The sequence below is a fragment of the Sphaerospermopsis sp. FACHB-1094 genome, from assembly GCF_014696195.1.
GTDB lineage: Bacteria > Cyanobacteriota > Cyanobacteriia > Cyanobacteriales > Nostocaceae > Sphaerospermopsis > Sphaerospermopsis kisseleviana.
Window position 1 is genome coordinate 1 of sequence record NZ_JACJPT010000013.1, and the last position, 15992, is coordinate 15992.

The following is a 15992-nucleotide window of genomic DNA, read 5'->3' on the forward strand; positions in this document are numbered from 1 at the left end:
TCACCAGTCACCAGTCACCAGTCACCAGTCACCAGTCACCAGTCACCAGTCACCAGTCACCAGTCACCAGTCACCAGTCACCTCATCATATTTAGCTTTAACAGCTTGTATATCTTGCCACATTAACCATTTTGGTGAGCCTTTTTCCCTGGAAGAATTACGTAACAAATAGGAAGGGTGAAAAATAGGCATACATAAACGCCCTTCCCAGTCTATCCACTGTCCGCGAATTTTCGTAATTCCTTGTTTATTACCTGTAATTCCTTTAACAGCAGTAGCACCTGTTAATAAAATGATTTTTGGATCAACTAAGCGAATTTGTTCTAATAAATAAGGTTTACAAGCGGCCATTTCTTCCGGGGTGGGAACTCGGTTTTCCGGTGGACGGCATTTTACTATATTACAGATGTATACATCATGCTCCGTACTCAAATTTACAGATGCCAAAATTTTATCTAATAATTGCCCAGACTTACCCACAAATGGTAAACCAGTTTCATCTTCATTTTGTCCTGGACCTTCCCCAATAATCATGATTTTAGCTTGGGGGTTTCCCCTTCCCACTACAGCATGAGTGCGATTTTCACCCAACTCACAACGATGGCAATTTTGACAATGTGGTGTTAATTCCGTCAAACTTGTATAAGTTCCTGACGGAATGGGAATTTTTGCATCTGTAGGAATCAAGTCTTTTTGATTAAAGTTTGATTCGTTAAAAAGGCTAAGTTGGGTATCGCTGTTCATGAAAATTGGGGCTTTGGGTGGGCTATTTCTAAGAGGTTGTCTTAAAAGTTTTCGGCGAATATAATAGAGCCTCCGGCACGCCTGACGGCGAACGCTACTACACAAGCAAAGTCCACCTGCGTGGACTAACGAAAAATTAAGGATTTGAAACCTGCGTAGGCAGGTTTTGTCTGTGTAGATGTGATTTCTAATCACCCAAGTTAGACTTTTCAAACATCCTCTTAGAAAATTTGGGGATCTTGTTGTTCATAAATCATTTAGGATTGCTATATTTTCGCTGTTTGCAAATGCCAATCTGTTGATTGTTCGTAAGCATAAGCTACTTGGAAAAGTTGATCTTCTCTTAATACTTTACCAATTAATTGTAATCCAATTGGCAAACCTTTGCTGTCAAAACCACAAGGTACACTAATTCCAGGTAAACCGGCAAGGTTAACAGGAATTGTCATTAAATCATTCAAGTACATACTTAAAGGATCGGTGATTTTTTCCCCGGCTTTAAATGCTGTGGTGGGTGCGGTGGGAGTGACTAAAACATCAACTTGAGCAAAGGCATTTTCAAAGTCTTCTTTGATTAATGTGCGGACTTTTTGCGCTTTTAAATAATAAGCGTCATAATAACCGGCACTGAGGGCATAAGTACCAATCATAATCCGGCGTTTGACTTCTGTACCAAATCCCATTGCACGGGTGCGGGTGTACATTGATAATAAGTTATCTGCATCTTCCACACGTGCGCCGTATTTTACACCATCATAACGGGCGAGGTTGGCTGATGCTTCTGATGGGGCAATAATGTAATAACTGGGAACACCGTAACGGAAACGAGGACAGGAAATTTGTTGAACTTCCGCGCCTAAACTTTCTAGTTGGGCGATCGCTTTATTTACTGCTGCTTCAACTTCTGGATCTAAACCTTCACCAAAGGTTTCTTTAATCACGCCAATCTTTAATTTTTTCCCTTTTAAATCTGGTGTTAAATTGGCAGTGTAATCAGGAATTTCTACTTTTAAACTGGTGGAGTCTTGGGGATCGTAACCTGCGATCGCGTTTAATAAAATCGCTGCATCTTCCACACTTCTACCAAATGGTCCAATTTGATCCAAGGATGACGCATAAGCTACCAACCCATAACGGGAAACTAACCCATAAGTCGGTTTCATTCCCACCACACCGCAAAAAGAAGCTGGTTGACGAATAGAACCCCCAGTGTCAGAACCAAGAGAAACCACACATTCTTCCGCAGCAACCGCAGCAGCAGAACCACCAGAAGAACCACCGGGAACTCTGGCAATATCCCAAGGGTTAGCGGTAGTTTGATAAGCGGAGTTTTCTGTGGAACTACCCATAGCAAACTCATCTAAGTTGGTTTTACCAACCATTACCGCCCCAGCATCAGCGAGTTTTTGGGTGACAGTAGACTCATAAGGTGGGATAAAATTTTCCAGAATTTTAGAAGCGCAGGTGGTGCGAATGCCCTTGGTACACATATTATCTTTAATACCGATGGGAATCCCTGCTAAGATACCGATTTCTTCCCCAGCAGCGATTTTTGCATCCACAGCGCGAGCTTGTTCTAGTGCCTGTTGTGCAGTGACAGCCAAGAAACTGTGCAGTTTTGGTTCTAATGCTTCAATGCGGTTTAATGATTCTTGGGTGATTTCAACGGCTGAACGTTCTTTTTTTACTAGCTGTTTGTGCAACTCGTTAATGGATGCCATAAATAATTTTTCTCTTTATCATTCAAGTCATTGATTTTAGCATTTACAGGTGTGAGGGTGGTGTTTTGTTGGTTGGTGGGGTTATGGCACGCAGAGGCGCGGAGGCGCGGAGAGGGGTTTGAGAGGGGTGGATGATGTTAAATTATACTGATGTTAGGCAAAAGACAAGATATGCTGTGAGATAAGCTTAATCAATAAATGAAAATTAAAACTAAACAAAAGAGCAAGATGAGTATTAACCTGAACCTACCACCAGAATTAGAAAAGGAACTTCATACAGAAGCTGAAAAACTTCATTTACCTTTATCTGAATATATTTTACATATTTTATCTACCAGAAAAGTTGCAGATAATTTACCGAAGACGGGAGCAGAACTGGTTGCATATTGGGAAAATGAAGGCGTAATTAATTCCCGTCCTGATATTACTGATAGTCAAGTTTATGCTCGTGAGTTGCGTCATCAGGCTGAAACACGGGAGCGAGCATAGGTAAGTTTTATGTACTTATTGGATACAGATATTTTGATTGATATTCAACGTGGTCATGCTCCAGCAATTGCTTGGTTTTCTGGTCTTTTAGAAATTTTTCTTGAAAGTTTAATTCTGGATCAAGTAGTTAAACAGGAAGTTTTTGAAATTAATGAGGTTGAGTATCAGAAGCTAATTACAGTGAGTAAATGCGATTATCTTGAGTTAAAGAAAACAATCTATGGTGAGAAAGCGTTAGCAAAGCTCACCGTTCGCGTCGCGTGCCGAAGGCATAGGTATCGCTCAACCTAACCTTGACCTAAAATAGAATAAAATCAACTATAACAGCACAAAAGTTTATCCTCAAAATACCTATGACACTAACCCTTGATCTATCACCAGAGCTAGAGCAATATCTTTTACAAGAAGCCAATCAGCATGGACTTTCTGTAGAAGCAATGGCATTGCAACTTTTAACAAATTCTATTTTATTAAAACAAAAGCAAGCCGAAGCTGTTAACCTTATCCAATCTTGGATAGATGATGAAGATGAGTCAGAACAGCAAGAAACAGGTGAATATTTAATTCATGCTTTGGATAATGATCGGTTATCTGAACGCAAACTGTTTCCCGTTGAAATGAAGGGGATTACCTGGTGAACCTTGAGTTAAATAAAGCAACCTATCGGGGGAAAGCGATCGCCTGAATTAATTTACTGTAGTCCCTAAAAATTATGAATATCAATGCTTCTATTATTGATCAACGTTTGAATTCATTGACTGATACCATTCGACGACAAGCTGCTGAAGAATTACGTATTAATGATCCTGGCAAACTTAAATCTTTGGCATTTGTATATTTTTGTGTGCAAACTATTCTCGATTTAGATGATTCTCATACCTTTGATTGTTTAATGGAAGGCGGTGGAGATTTTGGTGTAGATGCCATGCACATTTCTGAAGAACATGATGGAGAGTTTACGGTTAGTTTATTTCAAGCAAAGTACAAAAATGATTTACAAGGAAACGCGAATTTTCCTGAAAATGGAATCAATGCTCTGATCAATGCAATTCGATTTCTGTTTGATCCTGGTGCAAAATTAGAACATATTAATCAACGCTTACTTACCAAGGTAGAAGAAGCCCGTAGCTTAATTAGAGATGGATATATTCCCCAAGTTCGAGCATTAGCTTGTAATAATGGCATAAAATGGAATCAATCTTCTCAAGAAGCTATTGATCGTGCAGGATTTGGTGATCAAGTAACTTGGGAACACGTTAATCATGAACGGTTAATAAAAATTTTACAAGCTTCTCGACCAGTCAAAGACACTTTGCAACTCAGTGGTAAAGCTGTGGTTGAGGATATGAATTTTAGTCGGGTGCTTGTGGGAAGAATTTCCGTAACTGAAATTGCCGCACTCATCGAAAGGCACGGAGAAAGGTTATTAGAACGTAATATTCGCCGTTACTTAGGGCTGCAAGGCAACCGCGTTAATGAAGGTATTCGGGATACTTTAAATAGCGATGAAAGGAATAATTTCTATTTTTATAATAATGGTATCACTTTAACTTGTGACAAATTTTCCTACAATTCGCTGCAAAATAGTGATCATCAGGTACAAGTTGAAAACCTACAAATTATTAATGGTGGTCAAACCTGCATGACAATTTTTAAAACTCTTCAGCAGCCAGAACTACTACAGCAAAATAACCAAGCATATCTTTTGCTAAGGCTTTATCAATTACCCAGTGATAATGACGATCTAGTGCAAAAAATTACTTATGCTACCAATAGTCAGAACCCTGTGGATCTAAAGGATCTCCGAGCTAATGATCATCTACAGCAAAGACTGGAAATGGATATTAAACAACTGGGATTTAACTATCGCCGCAAACGCTCTGATACCAGTGCCAGATCCACTACAGATATTACTTCGGGGGTAGCAGCTGAGGCAATACTGGCGGTTTGGCGACAAAAGCCCCATCAAGCTAAGTTTTTCACTCGTGAACATTTTGGTAAACTATACGATGCCATTTTTACTGAAAAGCTTAATGGCTCACAAGTTGTAATTGCTGTACAGTTGTATAGAATTGCTGAAAACCGACGCAAACGACCAAACCCAAATGATCCTCCTTGTGTTCGTTATGCTTCATGCTTTATTGCCATGCAAATGGGGCGAAGGCTTCTCCATGAAATGAATCTTCAAATAGAGCAAATTAACCACCGCAATTTTCATGATGCTAATTTGTTGATCGATCAAAAGGGAGAGGATTATTTTAATGATTCAGTACGAGATATTCAACAAGCACTACAAAAACTTTATGGCAGTCAGGATATTTCTTTACAACAACTTTCGGCTACATTCCGACGTGGGGATTTAATTGAGAAACTTCAACAAATAGAAATCTCTTAACTTAGGGTTGTTTGAGAAATACCCTCATTTAAAGTCTTCAAAACCTGCTGCATATTTCCACCTAACAAAGCCAGAACATTCAACCATAAACCCGGAAATTCTACACTTTTAATAATTCCCTCTGCATCCGGTTTCATTTCTATATATTTACTATCTTCCAACACAAACCAATCAAGTTCTTGATCAAAAGTTCGCAAAACTATATACTCTTTTACACCATTCCGTTGATAAACTCGTTTCTTATCATGGAGATCATAGGAAACGGTACTGGCGGCAATTTCTACTATTAGTTCTGGCGCACCGGCAATATAACCATCATCATCAATTATGGCATTCCCATCTACTCTAAATAACACTACATCTGGTTGAGGTTCGTTGTCATTATCAAGGCGGACAGTGGGTTCAACACCCAACTCTATCCCACCAACAGCAGTTTTGTAAGTCCATAACCAACCTATCAAGTCGCCATGTGGTTTAGCATGGGGTGTAAAGCGTAAAGGAGAAGCCACGTATACAATACCTTCTATTAATTCAGCTTTTTTGACATCGGGTGTCGCAGTATAACGACGTTCAAACTCTGCACGATCCAGGCGATCGCCATTTTCCAACAATGGTAAATTCGGGGGAGATTTAGCAATAGTCATGGTGTTGAAAAACTCTTCTAACCTACACTATAACAATCTTCAATCATTCATCAGAAAAGTCTGCTTTTAGTTCTAGCTTGATCATGCCATAATAGAACAAATTATCACAGCTAAGTAATATGGTTAAAGTAGTTTCCCGTCAATACGTAGGTGAAGCCAATGTTTATGATATTGGTGTTGAGAAAGATCATAATTTCGCCATTAAAAATGGTTTCATTGCCTCTAATTGTTTCAACAAATCCCACTCTACAGCTTACGGTTATGTCACTTATCAAACAGCATATTTAAAAGCTAATTATCCATTAGAATATATGGCAGCACTGTTAACCGCTAACAGTGGTGATACAGATAAAGTGCAGAAATATCTGAACAACTGCACAACTATGGGAATTGAAATTGATCCGCCGGATATTAATCGCTCAGGTTTGGATTTTACCCCCGCAGATAATAAGATTTTATTTGGATTTTCGGCAGTGCGAAATGTGGGACAAAATGCGATCGCCTGTATTTTAGAAGCAAGAACCGAAGGAGGAGTATTTAAATCTCTGGCTGATTTTTGCGATCGCATTGATTTACGTGCTGTTAACCGCCGTACTTTAGAATCATTGATTCAATGTGGAGCTTTTGACAAAATAGAACCTAACCGCCATCAATTGATTAAAGATTTAGAATTAGTCTATGAATGGGCGCAATCCCGTGCTAAAGATAGAGCCATTGGGCAAGGAAATCTCTTTGATTTGATGGGGGGAGGATTTGGTAATAATGGTAATCCAACAACAACTAACAATGGTTTTGAATCTGCACCTAAAGCTGAAACAGTTTTAGATTATCCCCCACAGGAAAAGTTGCGGATGGAAAAAGAATTATTAGGTTTTTATGTATCCGCCCATCCTCTGAAAAATATTAAACAATCATCTTCTTTGCTCTCACCAATTAATTTGGCACAGTTGGGAGAACAAAAAGATAAAACATTGATTTGTGCAGTTGTTATGCTCAATCACGTGAAAAAAGTGATGACTAAAAAAGGTGAGCAAATGGCAATTTTACAAATAGAAGATTTAACAACAGCATCAGAAGCAGTGGTTTTTCCTAAAATTTATGAACGAGTTAATTCACTATTGGAAATAGATACCAGATTAATCATTTGGGGAAAAGTAGATAAACGAGATGAACAAACTCAATTTATTGTTGAAGATGCCGAACAAGTTGAAAAAGTGCAGATGGTAGTAGTGGAATTAAATCCACAGGAAGCTGCTGATATTGAAGTCAAGCGTCATTTAAGTTCAATTTTAACAGAACAATCAGGTGACAATAATCAAGCAAAAGTTCCTGTAATTGGTATTATTCAGGCAGGAAATTCTCGTCAACTGGTGCGTTTTGGTAAGAAATATTGGGTACAAGATTCTTTCTTAACTATGCAATCTTTAAGAAATGCTCACTTCTCTGCTCATGTTAAACAATTGACGGATACTTAGTAAGTATTCAGCTATCAGTAATCAGTTAGCTGAATACTTACGTTTTGCTGATAGCTACAACTTATGTGATTTGTGATAACATTTCCAGTCAGAGACTGGCAACGAGATAAATGAGATTTGAGAAAAAATCAATGTCAAAATGAGGTAAATTAAAAATGTTAAAAACAATACTGTTGCTTTTCATTGGTTTTTTGCCGTCTCTATGGTCCTTGTGGGTACTTCACAAAAACCAGCAACGGACAAGCGCACGGAGGAGACAAGTAACTCTTAACTATTCCCAGATAGAATCATATATAAGACCAGTTCAAGACGATTGCGCTGAACATATCGACGAAGGCGATCGCTATTATTTAGAAGGTGTAGGCTATTTAATAGGTGATATCAGTTGTAAATTTAATGCTCGATCTGGTTACGTCCGTTGTGCTGTCAACCCTAGTGGACCTTGTCAAAACTGCCGTCACTATGAACCTAGAGAGTTAACCAGTAGCAAGCAAATTTAACTATACAACAATATAATATAAAATTATTGCATTCTCAATATGAAAAAAAGAATCATTTTACAGGGATATTTTTCATGACAATCTACTTTTATCATACTCGTGAACAATATGGTTGTTTTTCTAACTTTTCACCACATGGATTTGCATTAGATAATTTATATTGGTTTACAAGTGAACATTACTTTCAAGCACAAAAGTTTATTGGTACAACACATTTAGAAAAAATTCGTCTTGTTAAAACACCCAAAGAAGCTGCAAAAATGGGTAGGCAAAGAAGTCGTCCCTTACGTTCAGATTGGGAAGACGTAAAAGATGATATTATGCGAAAAGCGGTGTTATGTAAGTTTTCTACCCATGCAGATATTAGGGAGATTTTGTTGTCCACAGGTAATGAGGAAATAGTAGAAAACTCACCGATAGATTATTATTGGGGTTGTGGATCTGATGGTAGTGGTAAAAATATGCTGGGCAAAATCTTAATGGAAGTAAGGGAAATAATATTAATTAGCAAGAGCAGAGGTCAGCAGTCAGGAGTAAAATCCTCTTGTTAAATCGCTTTTTACTTTGCTTTTTACTTCATTTACCAGCAATACGCTGTTGTAAATACTCAGACTAGAAACATTGCTTAATTTCAAGTATAATCTTCTTAATTATTAGCAAATTTCATGTTTTTTTTACCTAGCTAATGTATACAATAGATATTGTAGATGTTTTATTCATAATTTACAACAGTTAAGGTAAATGTCCGTAGATGAGGAGTGAAATCACTATAGCAGTCCTAAATATTATGTGAGAAAATCTATTACCTATTGTCCGTTACCTGCATCGAAAAATAAGTATGGCTAGACCATGCAAAATATTACAAATGAAACACAAATGAAAGAGGATTGCGATATGACTACATTACAAAAAACAAAGAAATATTACAAATGGTCTTGGGATGTATCACTTGGGGGTGAATATGATTCTTGGGGTCGTAGTACGTACTTTATGGAAATTGATAGTGATTTATATGCCCGTAGACAAATAGAAGTTTATGAAAATGGCAATGTATTATTCTATGATAAAAGCCATTCATCCGATGATTATGGAATGCTATGCGATAAAAAATTAGATGATAAGGATATTGGGGAATTTGAAATTTCCGAGGCAGAATTTGAACAAATATGGCAAAGTAAAACCCCTATTAATAAATAGGAGTTAGGAGTTAAGGGAATTACCTGTATTAAAAATCTCAAAAATTCATCAAAATGTAGATGATAACTGACCTAAATTGACTGTTATTGAGGAATTAAGGAAAGTCCATAGACGCAAATCAGTAAAATCGGGAATGTCCATGAATGTCCCCATATTTTGTAAGACTTGGGGATCATGGGTAGAAGCGATACCAATAGTGGGGATATTAGCAGCAACAGCAGCACGAATACCAGAAGGAGAATCTTCTAAAGCAATAGCTTGTTCTGCTGTAATTCCTAACTTATTGAGAGCAACTTTGTAGGGTTCAGGATCGGGTTTACCTGCTAGACAATCATCTGCTAAAACAATAGTATGGAAAACTTCTTTAATTCCCAGAACTTCCAACATAAATTCCGCATTTAACTGGGGAGCATTGGTTACTAATGCGCGTTTTATTTGATGTGTTTTGGTCCATTCTATAAGTTCAGCAAAACCAGCTAGGGGTTGCAGGTGGGAAGCACTGTGACGGAAAAGAGCTTCTTTTTCATCTGCAAATTTTTCACCTGCTGCTGATGATAAATGTGGTAAAATATCCTTGACAATTTCTGGGTTAATTCTGCCACTAATGCGGGATTTGTAGAAAGTTTCATCAATTTCGATGCTGTGATTTAACAGCATTTCTCTCCAAGCTTGGTAATGTATAGGATCAGTATTGACAATAGTTCCATCTAGATCAAAGAGAATTGCTGTCAGCATGATTTTTTTGCTAAAATGTAAACAACTATTAAGTTAATTTACTTAGTTTAGCGTAAATGAGTCCATAAAATCCCCACATTCTTTTTTTATCTTGTCAATAAATTATGAATACTGCTACAACATCTTTTCATGTCGAGGATCTCCTGGTGCAGATTTATAAATCGGAAACAGAAATGGCGCAGGATGTTGCTGAAATTGTACAGAAGTATCTATATAAACTGCTGCAAGAACAGGAGACAATTGCTTTATTATTAGCTACAGGAAATTCTCAACTTAAATTTTTGGATGCTTTAATTACTTTAGGTGGGATAGATTGGTCAAAGATAACTTTATTTCACCTTGATGAATATTTAGGAATTAATGCTGATCATCCTGCAAGTTTCCGGTATTATTTGCGGGAGCGTGTAGAAAAACGGGTATTTCCAAAGCAATTTTACTATATAGAAGGGGATGCTTTAGAACCTGTTGGGGAGTGCGATCGCTATACCAAATTATTAAAAGCTCAACCCATTGATTTGTGTCTTCTTGGTGTGGGAGAAAATGGACATTTAGCTTTTAATGATCCCGCAGTTGCTAATTTTGAAGATGCTGCTAGTGTCAAATTAGTAAAACTAGATCAAGTCAACCGTCAGCAACAAGTGAAAACCGGATATTTTCCCAACTTAGAAAGCGTTCCCCAGTATGCTTTTACTGTAACCATACCTATGATTTGTGCAGCTAAAAAAATTATTTGTTTAGCACCAGAAACACGCAAAGCCAAAATAGTTAAAGAGATATTACATGAGTCAATTAACACAAATTGCCCAGCTTCTATTTTGCGAACACAACCACAAGCCGTATTATGTTTAGATGTAAATTCTGCTAGTTTACTATCTTCTTAAACTGCTGAATTTTGTCTTTTGTTGCAGATATTGTTGATGTAATTTCCAACTAGAGAAGCAACTTTCTAAATATGGACAATCTTCACATTTCATTTCTTTTCCAGGATTTTGACATCCACAGGGAAGATTTACAAAACATTCATCAGGATGTTTAGGAAGCCATGACCTTCTAAATATAAAATATAAAGTTGCTTCTTGTAAGCAAATAAGTAAATCTTGCACCATAATACAATTAATTGTGAATCTAAAATGTGAATTGTCTAATGTGAATTTCAAATGTAAATTGACAATTTAAAAGATAAGTAGGTCAGTGGATAGATACCCGAATTCTCCAATAATTCGGGTATCTGACCATGACATTCCTATACTTTACATAAATTACTTTACATAAATGGTAAAATTATTACCTCATTCTCAAAGTAGAGATTTTATCCACCAAAAGACATAATTTAAACCTGAAAATTTCCTCATTCTTGTAGAGACATTATCGTTGAAATTCTTTACTCATTGAAAGAGTTATGAAACTTGTTTAATCAACTTACCATCTTCCATGTGAATGATTCGATCAGCAATATCTAAAATGCGGTTATCATGTGTCACCATTAAAATCGCACAATGTTGTTCCCGTGCTAATTCTTGCATCAAATTAACAACATCTCGACCTGTTTTACTATCTAAAGCTGCGGTAGGTTCATCAGCTAAAACTAATTTAGGATGACTAACTAAAGCACGAGCAATAGCAACTCTTTGTTTTTGTCCACCAGATAAATCAGATGGATAATAATTAATGCGATCGCCTAATTTTACAGCATGAAGCATGGCTTCTGATTGCATTCTACCTTCCCATTCAGAAATGTTTGGTTGTAACTCTAAAGACATTTGTACATTTTGTCTAGCTGTTAAAAAGTCAAGTAAATTATGAGCTTGAAAAATATAACCTATTTGGCGACGGACTTGCACTAATTTATTATTTTCTGCTCCACATAATTCTTCTCCAATAAATTTTAAACTTCCCTTTTGTACAGAACGCAAACCGCCAATCAAAGTTAATAAAGTAGTCTTTCCTGAACCAGAAGGACCAGTCATAATGACAATTTCACCAGATTTAATTGATAAATTAATGTCAAATAATATCTGATTTTTTAATTTGCTTGTACCAAAGTATTGATTGAGGTTACTAATTTCTAAAATTGCGTTTGATTCCATAAAATCCATAATATTATATGGGTTGATCAAAGTAAATATTCAGAATCCAGACTAGCGAAAAATAACATATTTTCCAGTCTAACTACTCTGAAAGCTTTCTTTCTATTCCTGGTTTCACCAGCATTCTGACTCCTGACTCCTGAAATATTAATTAGAAAATTTCTGCTGGATCTAATTTGCGTAATTTATTGGTAGAGAAAAATCCTGAAGTTAAACACATGACAATAGCAGAAATTAACACTATTAATGCTTTGTTCATATCCATAGTAATGGGTAACTGAGTTGCGTTTTTGGCAATATCATAAAGTCCCAAGGATATAGCAAAACCGGGAATATAACCCAAAGCTGCTAAAATTAAAGCCTGTTGAAAAACCACCCGTAAGAGATATTTATTTTTAAAACCCATTGCTTTAAGAGTAGCAAATTCAACGAAATGGGTAGATATATTACTATAAAGAATTTGATAAACAACAATTACCCCAACCACAAAACCCATGATCACCATCAAGTTAAATACAAATCCAATCGGTGTTCTTAAAGTCCAATAACTTTTTTCAAATTCAATAAATTCTTTACGAGTCATAACGATAACATCTTTGGGTAACTTAGCTGATAAATTTGTCAAAACTTTTTTGGAATCAGCACCAGGTTGGAGGTGAATTAAACCTATGTCTATGTCATCCACATCTCGCCCAGCAAATATTCGCATAAAAGTAGAAGAACCAACAATTAAATTACCATCAACTCCAAAGGAAGGACCGAGACTAAATAAACCACTAACTTTAACTCTGTAACCTACTAAACCTGTATAACTAAATATTTCCATAGTCACAGGTTTATTTTGCTGATAATATTCAGCAATTGGTCCAAATTCTGGACGTGAAGCACGGTCAAAAAATACTTGATCAGGTATTTGCAGTGACTGAAAATCATCTTGCAGTTCTGGTAATTTAAAGATTGATTTTACTGGATCAAATCCTAATACATAGATAGGATACTTACGCCCATTAATGGGATTTTTGAACTTAGCAAACTGTACATATAAAGGATCAACTGCTGACACATCTGCAAAACCTAAAGTTTGATATAAACGACTGCGGGGAAAACTTTGATTAGAAGTTAAAGACCTATATTGGGCGCTAATTAAAAATAAGTCTCCTTGGAGATTTTTATGCAATTGTGTAGCACTAGCATACAAAGCGTCTTGAAAACCGATTTGCATAAACATCAAAACAGCAACAAAAGCAATTCCAGCTAAAGCTACAAAAAAGCGAACTCTTTGTTTAGCTAATTGTAGCCAAGCTAGAGGTATATTCAAAATCATATTTAAAACCTCTAAAATTATACATTAGAATGATTAAATGTCAGCAGTCAGCTTTTTAATTGTTAAAGATTCTGACTCCTTTACGGGCGTTCGCGAAGCGTGCTGGAAGCATCAGCATTCGGGCGAACAATTATCAATTTTTATCACAGGTTATTTTCCGAATGCTTCGCCCCTACGACTCCTGAATTATTAGCTTATATTTTGATCATTACCTCAACCTGTAAGTTAGTTAAAGCTGCGACTTTTTGGTTGTCTTTTGGGTCATTAATACGAATTTTGACATCAACTATTTTGTTGTCTGTATCAGCACCGGGATTATTATTAAAGATATTTTGTTTACCAACTTGCAAACCAATGTCTGTAACTGTGCCTTGAATTTTTCCTGTAAAAGCATCAGCAGTAATTTCCACGGACTGACCTAAACGCACTTTTTTAATATCAGTTTCGTAGACTTCTGCGACTACATACATTTGTTGAGTATTACCTAATTCAGCAATGCCATTACTACCAATTATTTCTCCTGGCCAAGCATTGATTTTTAACACTTGTCCATCTATTGGTGAACGGATAGAACTTAAATCTAGTTCTGCTTGAGCTTGTTTAACAGATGCTTTGGCAATTTCAACATCTGCTTTCGCTGCTTGCACATCGGTAGGACGAACTTCCGCAATACTATCAAGTCTAGCTTGGGATTCATTTAACTGTTTTTGCAACGTTTCTACAGTTCGATTGAAGGCAGCTTTGGCTTCATTTAATTGTTGTTGTACAGTATCCTTGCGTAAGCGTTTAGTATCAGCATCTGAAGCAGAAATAGCACCATCTTGATATAATTTCTGATATCTTTGATTTTCTGTTTCTGCATTATTTAATTCAGCTTCTAAACGAGCAATTGTTGCTTTTTGTGCAGAAGTTTCACCCCTTAACTCAGCTTCTAAACGAGCAATTGTTGCTTTTTGGGCATAAATATCACCTTTTTTTGCTCCAGCTTCTACTCTTTTCAGATTAGCTTCAGCAACTTGTACTTGTCGTTTAGCTTTTTCTAAAGCTGCTAGATTAGGAGCGTAACTATCAAGAATTGCTAATACTTTTCCTTCACGAACTTCATCACCTTTTTTTACCAAAAGTTTAGCTACTCTTACACCCCCCAATTGTGTACCTGGAGCAGACAAACGAATAATTTGTCCTTGAGGTTCTAAACGTCCTAAAGCAGCAACAGCAGTCACTATTGGACTAGGACTGCTGATAGGAATTGGTTCGTTTGATTTAGATTTGGAATTAAAACGTGAAAGACTGTAAAAATATACTACGCCAGTAGCTACAACTGTAGTCATTGCCAAAGTTATTGACAACCAATTTACAGGGTTTGCGAATGACTGCTTTTCTTTGTGTACCATAATTATGCCTTTAATTATGCCCTTAATTATGTTTTTGAATTGGCAATTAGCACGTTGTTTTTCCCCTCATGGGGTTAATAGAAGCTGCTATCTCGATCAATAAAATCAATCAAAGAGATAGAGCAGTACACTTGATAGCATTCCCTGATAATGTTGGTGCAACTTAACCTCAGCATTCAGTTGTCAGCAGTCAGCTTTTTAACGGTTACGCTAATAATTACTTTTTGATAATCAACCAATTGATCAAACATTCTGACTCCTGACTCCTGACTCCTAAATCCTGAATTCTTATGTTTTTTGTGGTTATTAATATTTGATAAATTTGGTAAAGATAGAGCTAGGAAGATGGATATATATCCATCAATTCCTTAGCTGTATCGGCTGTGAGCAGAGCTATTTAGTATTTTCTGCACCTGTAAAGTGCATGGTTATTTGTTGAGCATCACTTCTTTTTTCTTTTTCATAATCGCCAAGTATTCACTGCGAGTTCCATCCACACGATAATGATCACAAATTTGGCACAATTTAAGGATATCCAAGCGGCTGAATACTTTTTGATGTTCAATTCCGTTGTCGTTGCGCCACCGCCAAAAAGTTGTTCTATCAATTCGGCGATCGCTCTCTGGCCATCTACGTCGTGATAGAAATTCTACCAATTCATCTTCATAAAAAGAGTAGCCTTTTGGTAATTTCAGCAGTTCTTCTCTCAACTCATTTAGCGGTATGAGTGGATCTAATTCAGATAGTCTCATGCCAGCAAGCCCTTATAGTTTCTTGTAATTACCATTTTGCAGAAATTTACACACAATCTACACACAATCTGGTTAAATCGCATGAATTTTTACTGCAATACTGGGCGGTTAAGAGTGGATAGATTGATGAATTAATAAAGTGAATTTATATATTCACTCCACCTAAATTCTGGATCTACCCACTACGTTAAACGAACAGCATGGATTTACATTTACATCATTCAATCACACACAATAAACTGATTAATGATCAATTTCAAGTCCTATGCAACAAATTTATTCAAGAAAATTTGCACGTAGCTTGACAGATTGAAAATTCATCAATATAGTTGATTTGCATTTGATACTTAAATACCTAACTTAAACGCTTTTTGAGTCAAAAAAATGATTAGTCTCATACTTTAGATATAGCCAGTAGTTATTAAAATTACAGATGTTTTTCTCTTCTGATAAAATATAGCTTCATCAATTATTAAAGATGTTGGTAATTTAAATATTATTTAAAACTTATTTAAATAAGATAAAAAATCTGCTC

Annotated in this window: 18 protein-coding genes; 9 read left to right on the top strand and 9 right to left on the bottom strand. The window is 36.4% G+C overall.

The features are described 5' to 3' along the window. Window positions 1–63 precede the first annotated feature (63 nt). Both H6F47_RS05810 and gatA read right to left on the bottom strand, forming a co-directional pair. Window positions 64–744 (bottom strand): uracil-DNA glycosylase, encoded by a 681-nt coding sequence (locus H6F47_RS05810; protein ID WP_096565491.1) that lies wholly within the window; start codon window positions 742–744, stop codon window positions 64–66. A gap of 266 nt (window positions 745–1010) precedes the next feature. Continuing rightward, window positions 1011–2465: an Asp-tRNA(Asn)/Glu-tRNA(Gln) amidotransferase subunit GatA gene (gene gatA, locus H6F47_RS05815; protein ID WP_137666714.1), complete on the bottom strand. Its 1455-nt coding sequence runs from the start codon at window positions 2463–2465 to the stop codon at window positions 1011–1013. A gap of 228 nt (window positions 2466–2693) precedes the next feature. Here gatA and H6F47_RS05820 point away from each other — a divergent pair, with 228 nt between their 5' ends. The 4 genes from H6F47_RS05820 to H6F47_RS05835 all read left to right on the top strand — a co-directional run bounded on the left by H6F47_RS05820 (window position 2694) and on the right by H6F47_RS05835 (window position 5349). Further along, window positions 2694–2954, top strand: coding sequence for a hypothetical protein (locus tag H6F47_RS05820; RefSeq protein WP_137666713.1), 261 nt, complete (start codon window positions 2694–2696; stop codon window positions 2952–2954). 9 nt (window positions 2955–2963) lie between these two features. After that, window positions 2964–3245 carry a hypothetical protein gene (locus tag H6F47_RS27785; RefSeq protein ID WP_242027342.1) on the top strand — a complete coding sequence of 94 codons (282 nt, stop codon included), beginning with the start codon at window positions 2964–2966 and terminating at the stop codon, window positions 3243–3245. A gap of 62 nt (window positions 3246–3307) precedes the next feature. After that, complete coding sequence (locus tag H6F47_RS05830) at window positions 3308–3592, top strand: hypothetical protein (RefSeq protein WP_190347043.1); 285 nt, start codon at window positions 3308–3310, stop codon at window positions 3590–3592. A gap of 74 nt (window positions 3593–3666) precedes the next feature. Further along, entirely contained in the window at window positions 3667–5349 is a 1683-nt protein-coding gene (locus tag H6F47_RS05835) for an AIPR family protein (protein ID WP_190648033.1), read from the top strand. Here H6F47_RS05835 and H6F47_RS05840 read toward each other — a convergent pair. After that, window positions 5346–5993, bottom strand: a complete 648-nt coding sequence (locus H6F47_RS05840; RefSeq protein WP_190648035.1) for a Uma2 family endonuclease — start codon at window positions 5991–5993, stop codon at window positions 5346–5348. The two genes, H6F47_RS05835 and H6F47_RS05840, sit on opposite strands and share 4 nt — an antisense overlap. A 119-nt stretch (window positions 5994–6112) precedes the next feature. On the opposite strand from H6F47_RS05840, the gene H6F47_RS05845 reads away from it, so the two are divergent. The 4 genes from H6F47_RS05845 (at window position 6113) to H6F47_RS05860 (ending at window position 9165) form a co-directional block, all read left to right on the top strand. Further along, window positions 6113–7468: an OB-fold nucleic acid binding domain-containing protein gene (locus H6F47_RS05845; protein ID WP_137666706.1), complete on the top strand. Its 1356-nt coding sequence runs from the start codon at window positions 6113–6115 to the stop codon at window positions 7466–7468. Window positions 7469–7623: 155 nt separating this feature from the next. Beyond that, window positions 7624–7968 carry a DUF6464 family protein gene (locus H6F47_RS05850; protein ID WP_137666705.1) on the top strand — a complete coding sequence of 115 codons (345 nt, stop codon included), beginning with the start codon at window positions 7624–7626 and terminating at the stop codon, window positions 7966–7968. Between the two features lie 74 nt (window positions 7969–8042). Continuing rightward, window positions 8043–8519 carry an NADAR family protein gene (locus tag H6F47_RS05855; protein WP_137666704.1) on the top strand — a complete coding sequence of 159 codons (477 nt, stop codon included), beginning with the start codon at window positions 8043–8045 and terminating at the stop codon, window positions 8517–8519. 343 nt (window positions 8520–8862) lie between these two features. Continuing rightward, window positions 8863–9165, top strand: a complete 303-nt coding sequence (locus tag H6F47_RS05860) for a hypothetical protein (RefSeq protein WP_190347084.1) — start codon at window positions 8863–8865, stop codon at window positions 9163–9165. A gap of 48 nt (window positions 9166–9213) precedes the next feature. On the opposite strand, the gene H6F47_RS05865 is transcribed toward H6F47_RS05860, so the two are convergent. Beyond that, window positions 9214–9900: an HAD-IA family hydrolase gene (locus tag H6F47_RS05865; protein WP_096565507.1), complete on the bottom strand. Its 687-nt coding sequence runs from the start codon at window positions 9898–9900 to the stop codon at window positions 9214–9216. A 104-nt stretch (window positions 9901–10004) separates the two neighbouring features. Between H6F47_RS05865 and H6F47_RS05870 the strand changes: the two genes are divergently transcribed. Continuing rightward, window positions 10005–10781, top strand: coding sequence for a glucosamine-6-phosphate deaminase (locus H6F47_RS05870; RefSeq protein ID WP_096565509.1), 777 nt, complete (start codon window positions 10005–10007; stop codon window positions 10779–10781). Here the strand turns inward: H6F47_RS05870 and H6F47_RS05875 are convergent. From H6F47_RS05875 to H6F47_RS05895, 5 genes are all read right to left on the bottom strand, one after another. Beyond that, window positions 10770–11006, bottom strand: a complete 237-nt coding sequence (locus H6F47_RS05875) for a hypothetical protein (protein ID WP_137666702.1) — start codon at window positions 11004–11006, stop codon at window positions 10770–10772. The two genes, H6F47_RS05870 and H6F47_RS05875, sit on opposite strands and share 12 nt — an antisense overlap. A gap of 291 nt (window positions 11007–11297) precedes the next feature. After that, window positions 11298–11987, bottom strand: a complete 690-nt coding sequence (locus H6F47_RS05880; RefSeq protein ID WP_190347045.1) for a DevA family ABC transporter ATP-binding protein — start codon at window positions 11985–11987, stop codon at window positions 11298–11300. A 151-nt stretch (window positions 11988–12138) separates the two neighbouring features. Continuing rightward, the gene (gene devC / locus H6F47_RS05885) at window positions 12139–13311 is read right to left on the bottom strand and encodes an ABC transporter permease DevC (protein ID WP_096565513.1); all 1173 of its coding nucleotides are present in this window, start codon (window positions 13309–13311) and stop codon (window positions 12139–12141) included. Between the two features lie 194 nt (window positions 13312–13505). Continuing rightward, the gene (locus tag H6F47_RS05890) at window positions 13506–14705 is read right to left on the bottom strand and encodes an ABC exporter membrane fusion protein (protein WP_096565515.1); all 1200 of its coding nucleotides are present in this window, start codon (window positions 14703–14705) and stop codon (window positions 13506–13508) included. A gap of 428 nt (window positions 14706–15133) precedes the next feature. Beyond that, window positions 15134–15457, bottom strand: a complete 324-nt coding sequence (locus H6F47_RS05895; protein ID WP_096565517.1) for a hypothetical protein — start codon at window positions 15455–15457, stop codon at window positions 15134–15136. Window positions 15458–15992: the final 535 nt, after the last annotated feature.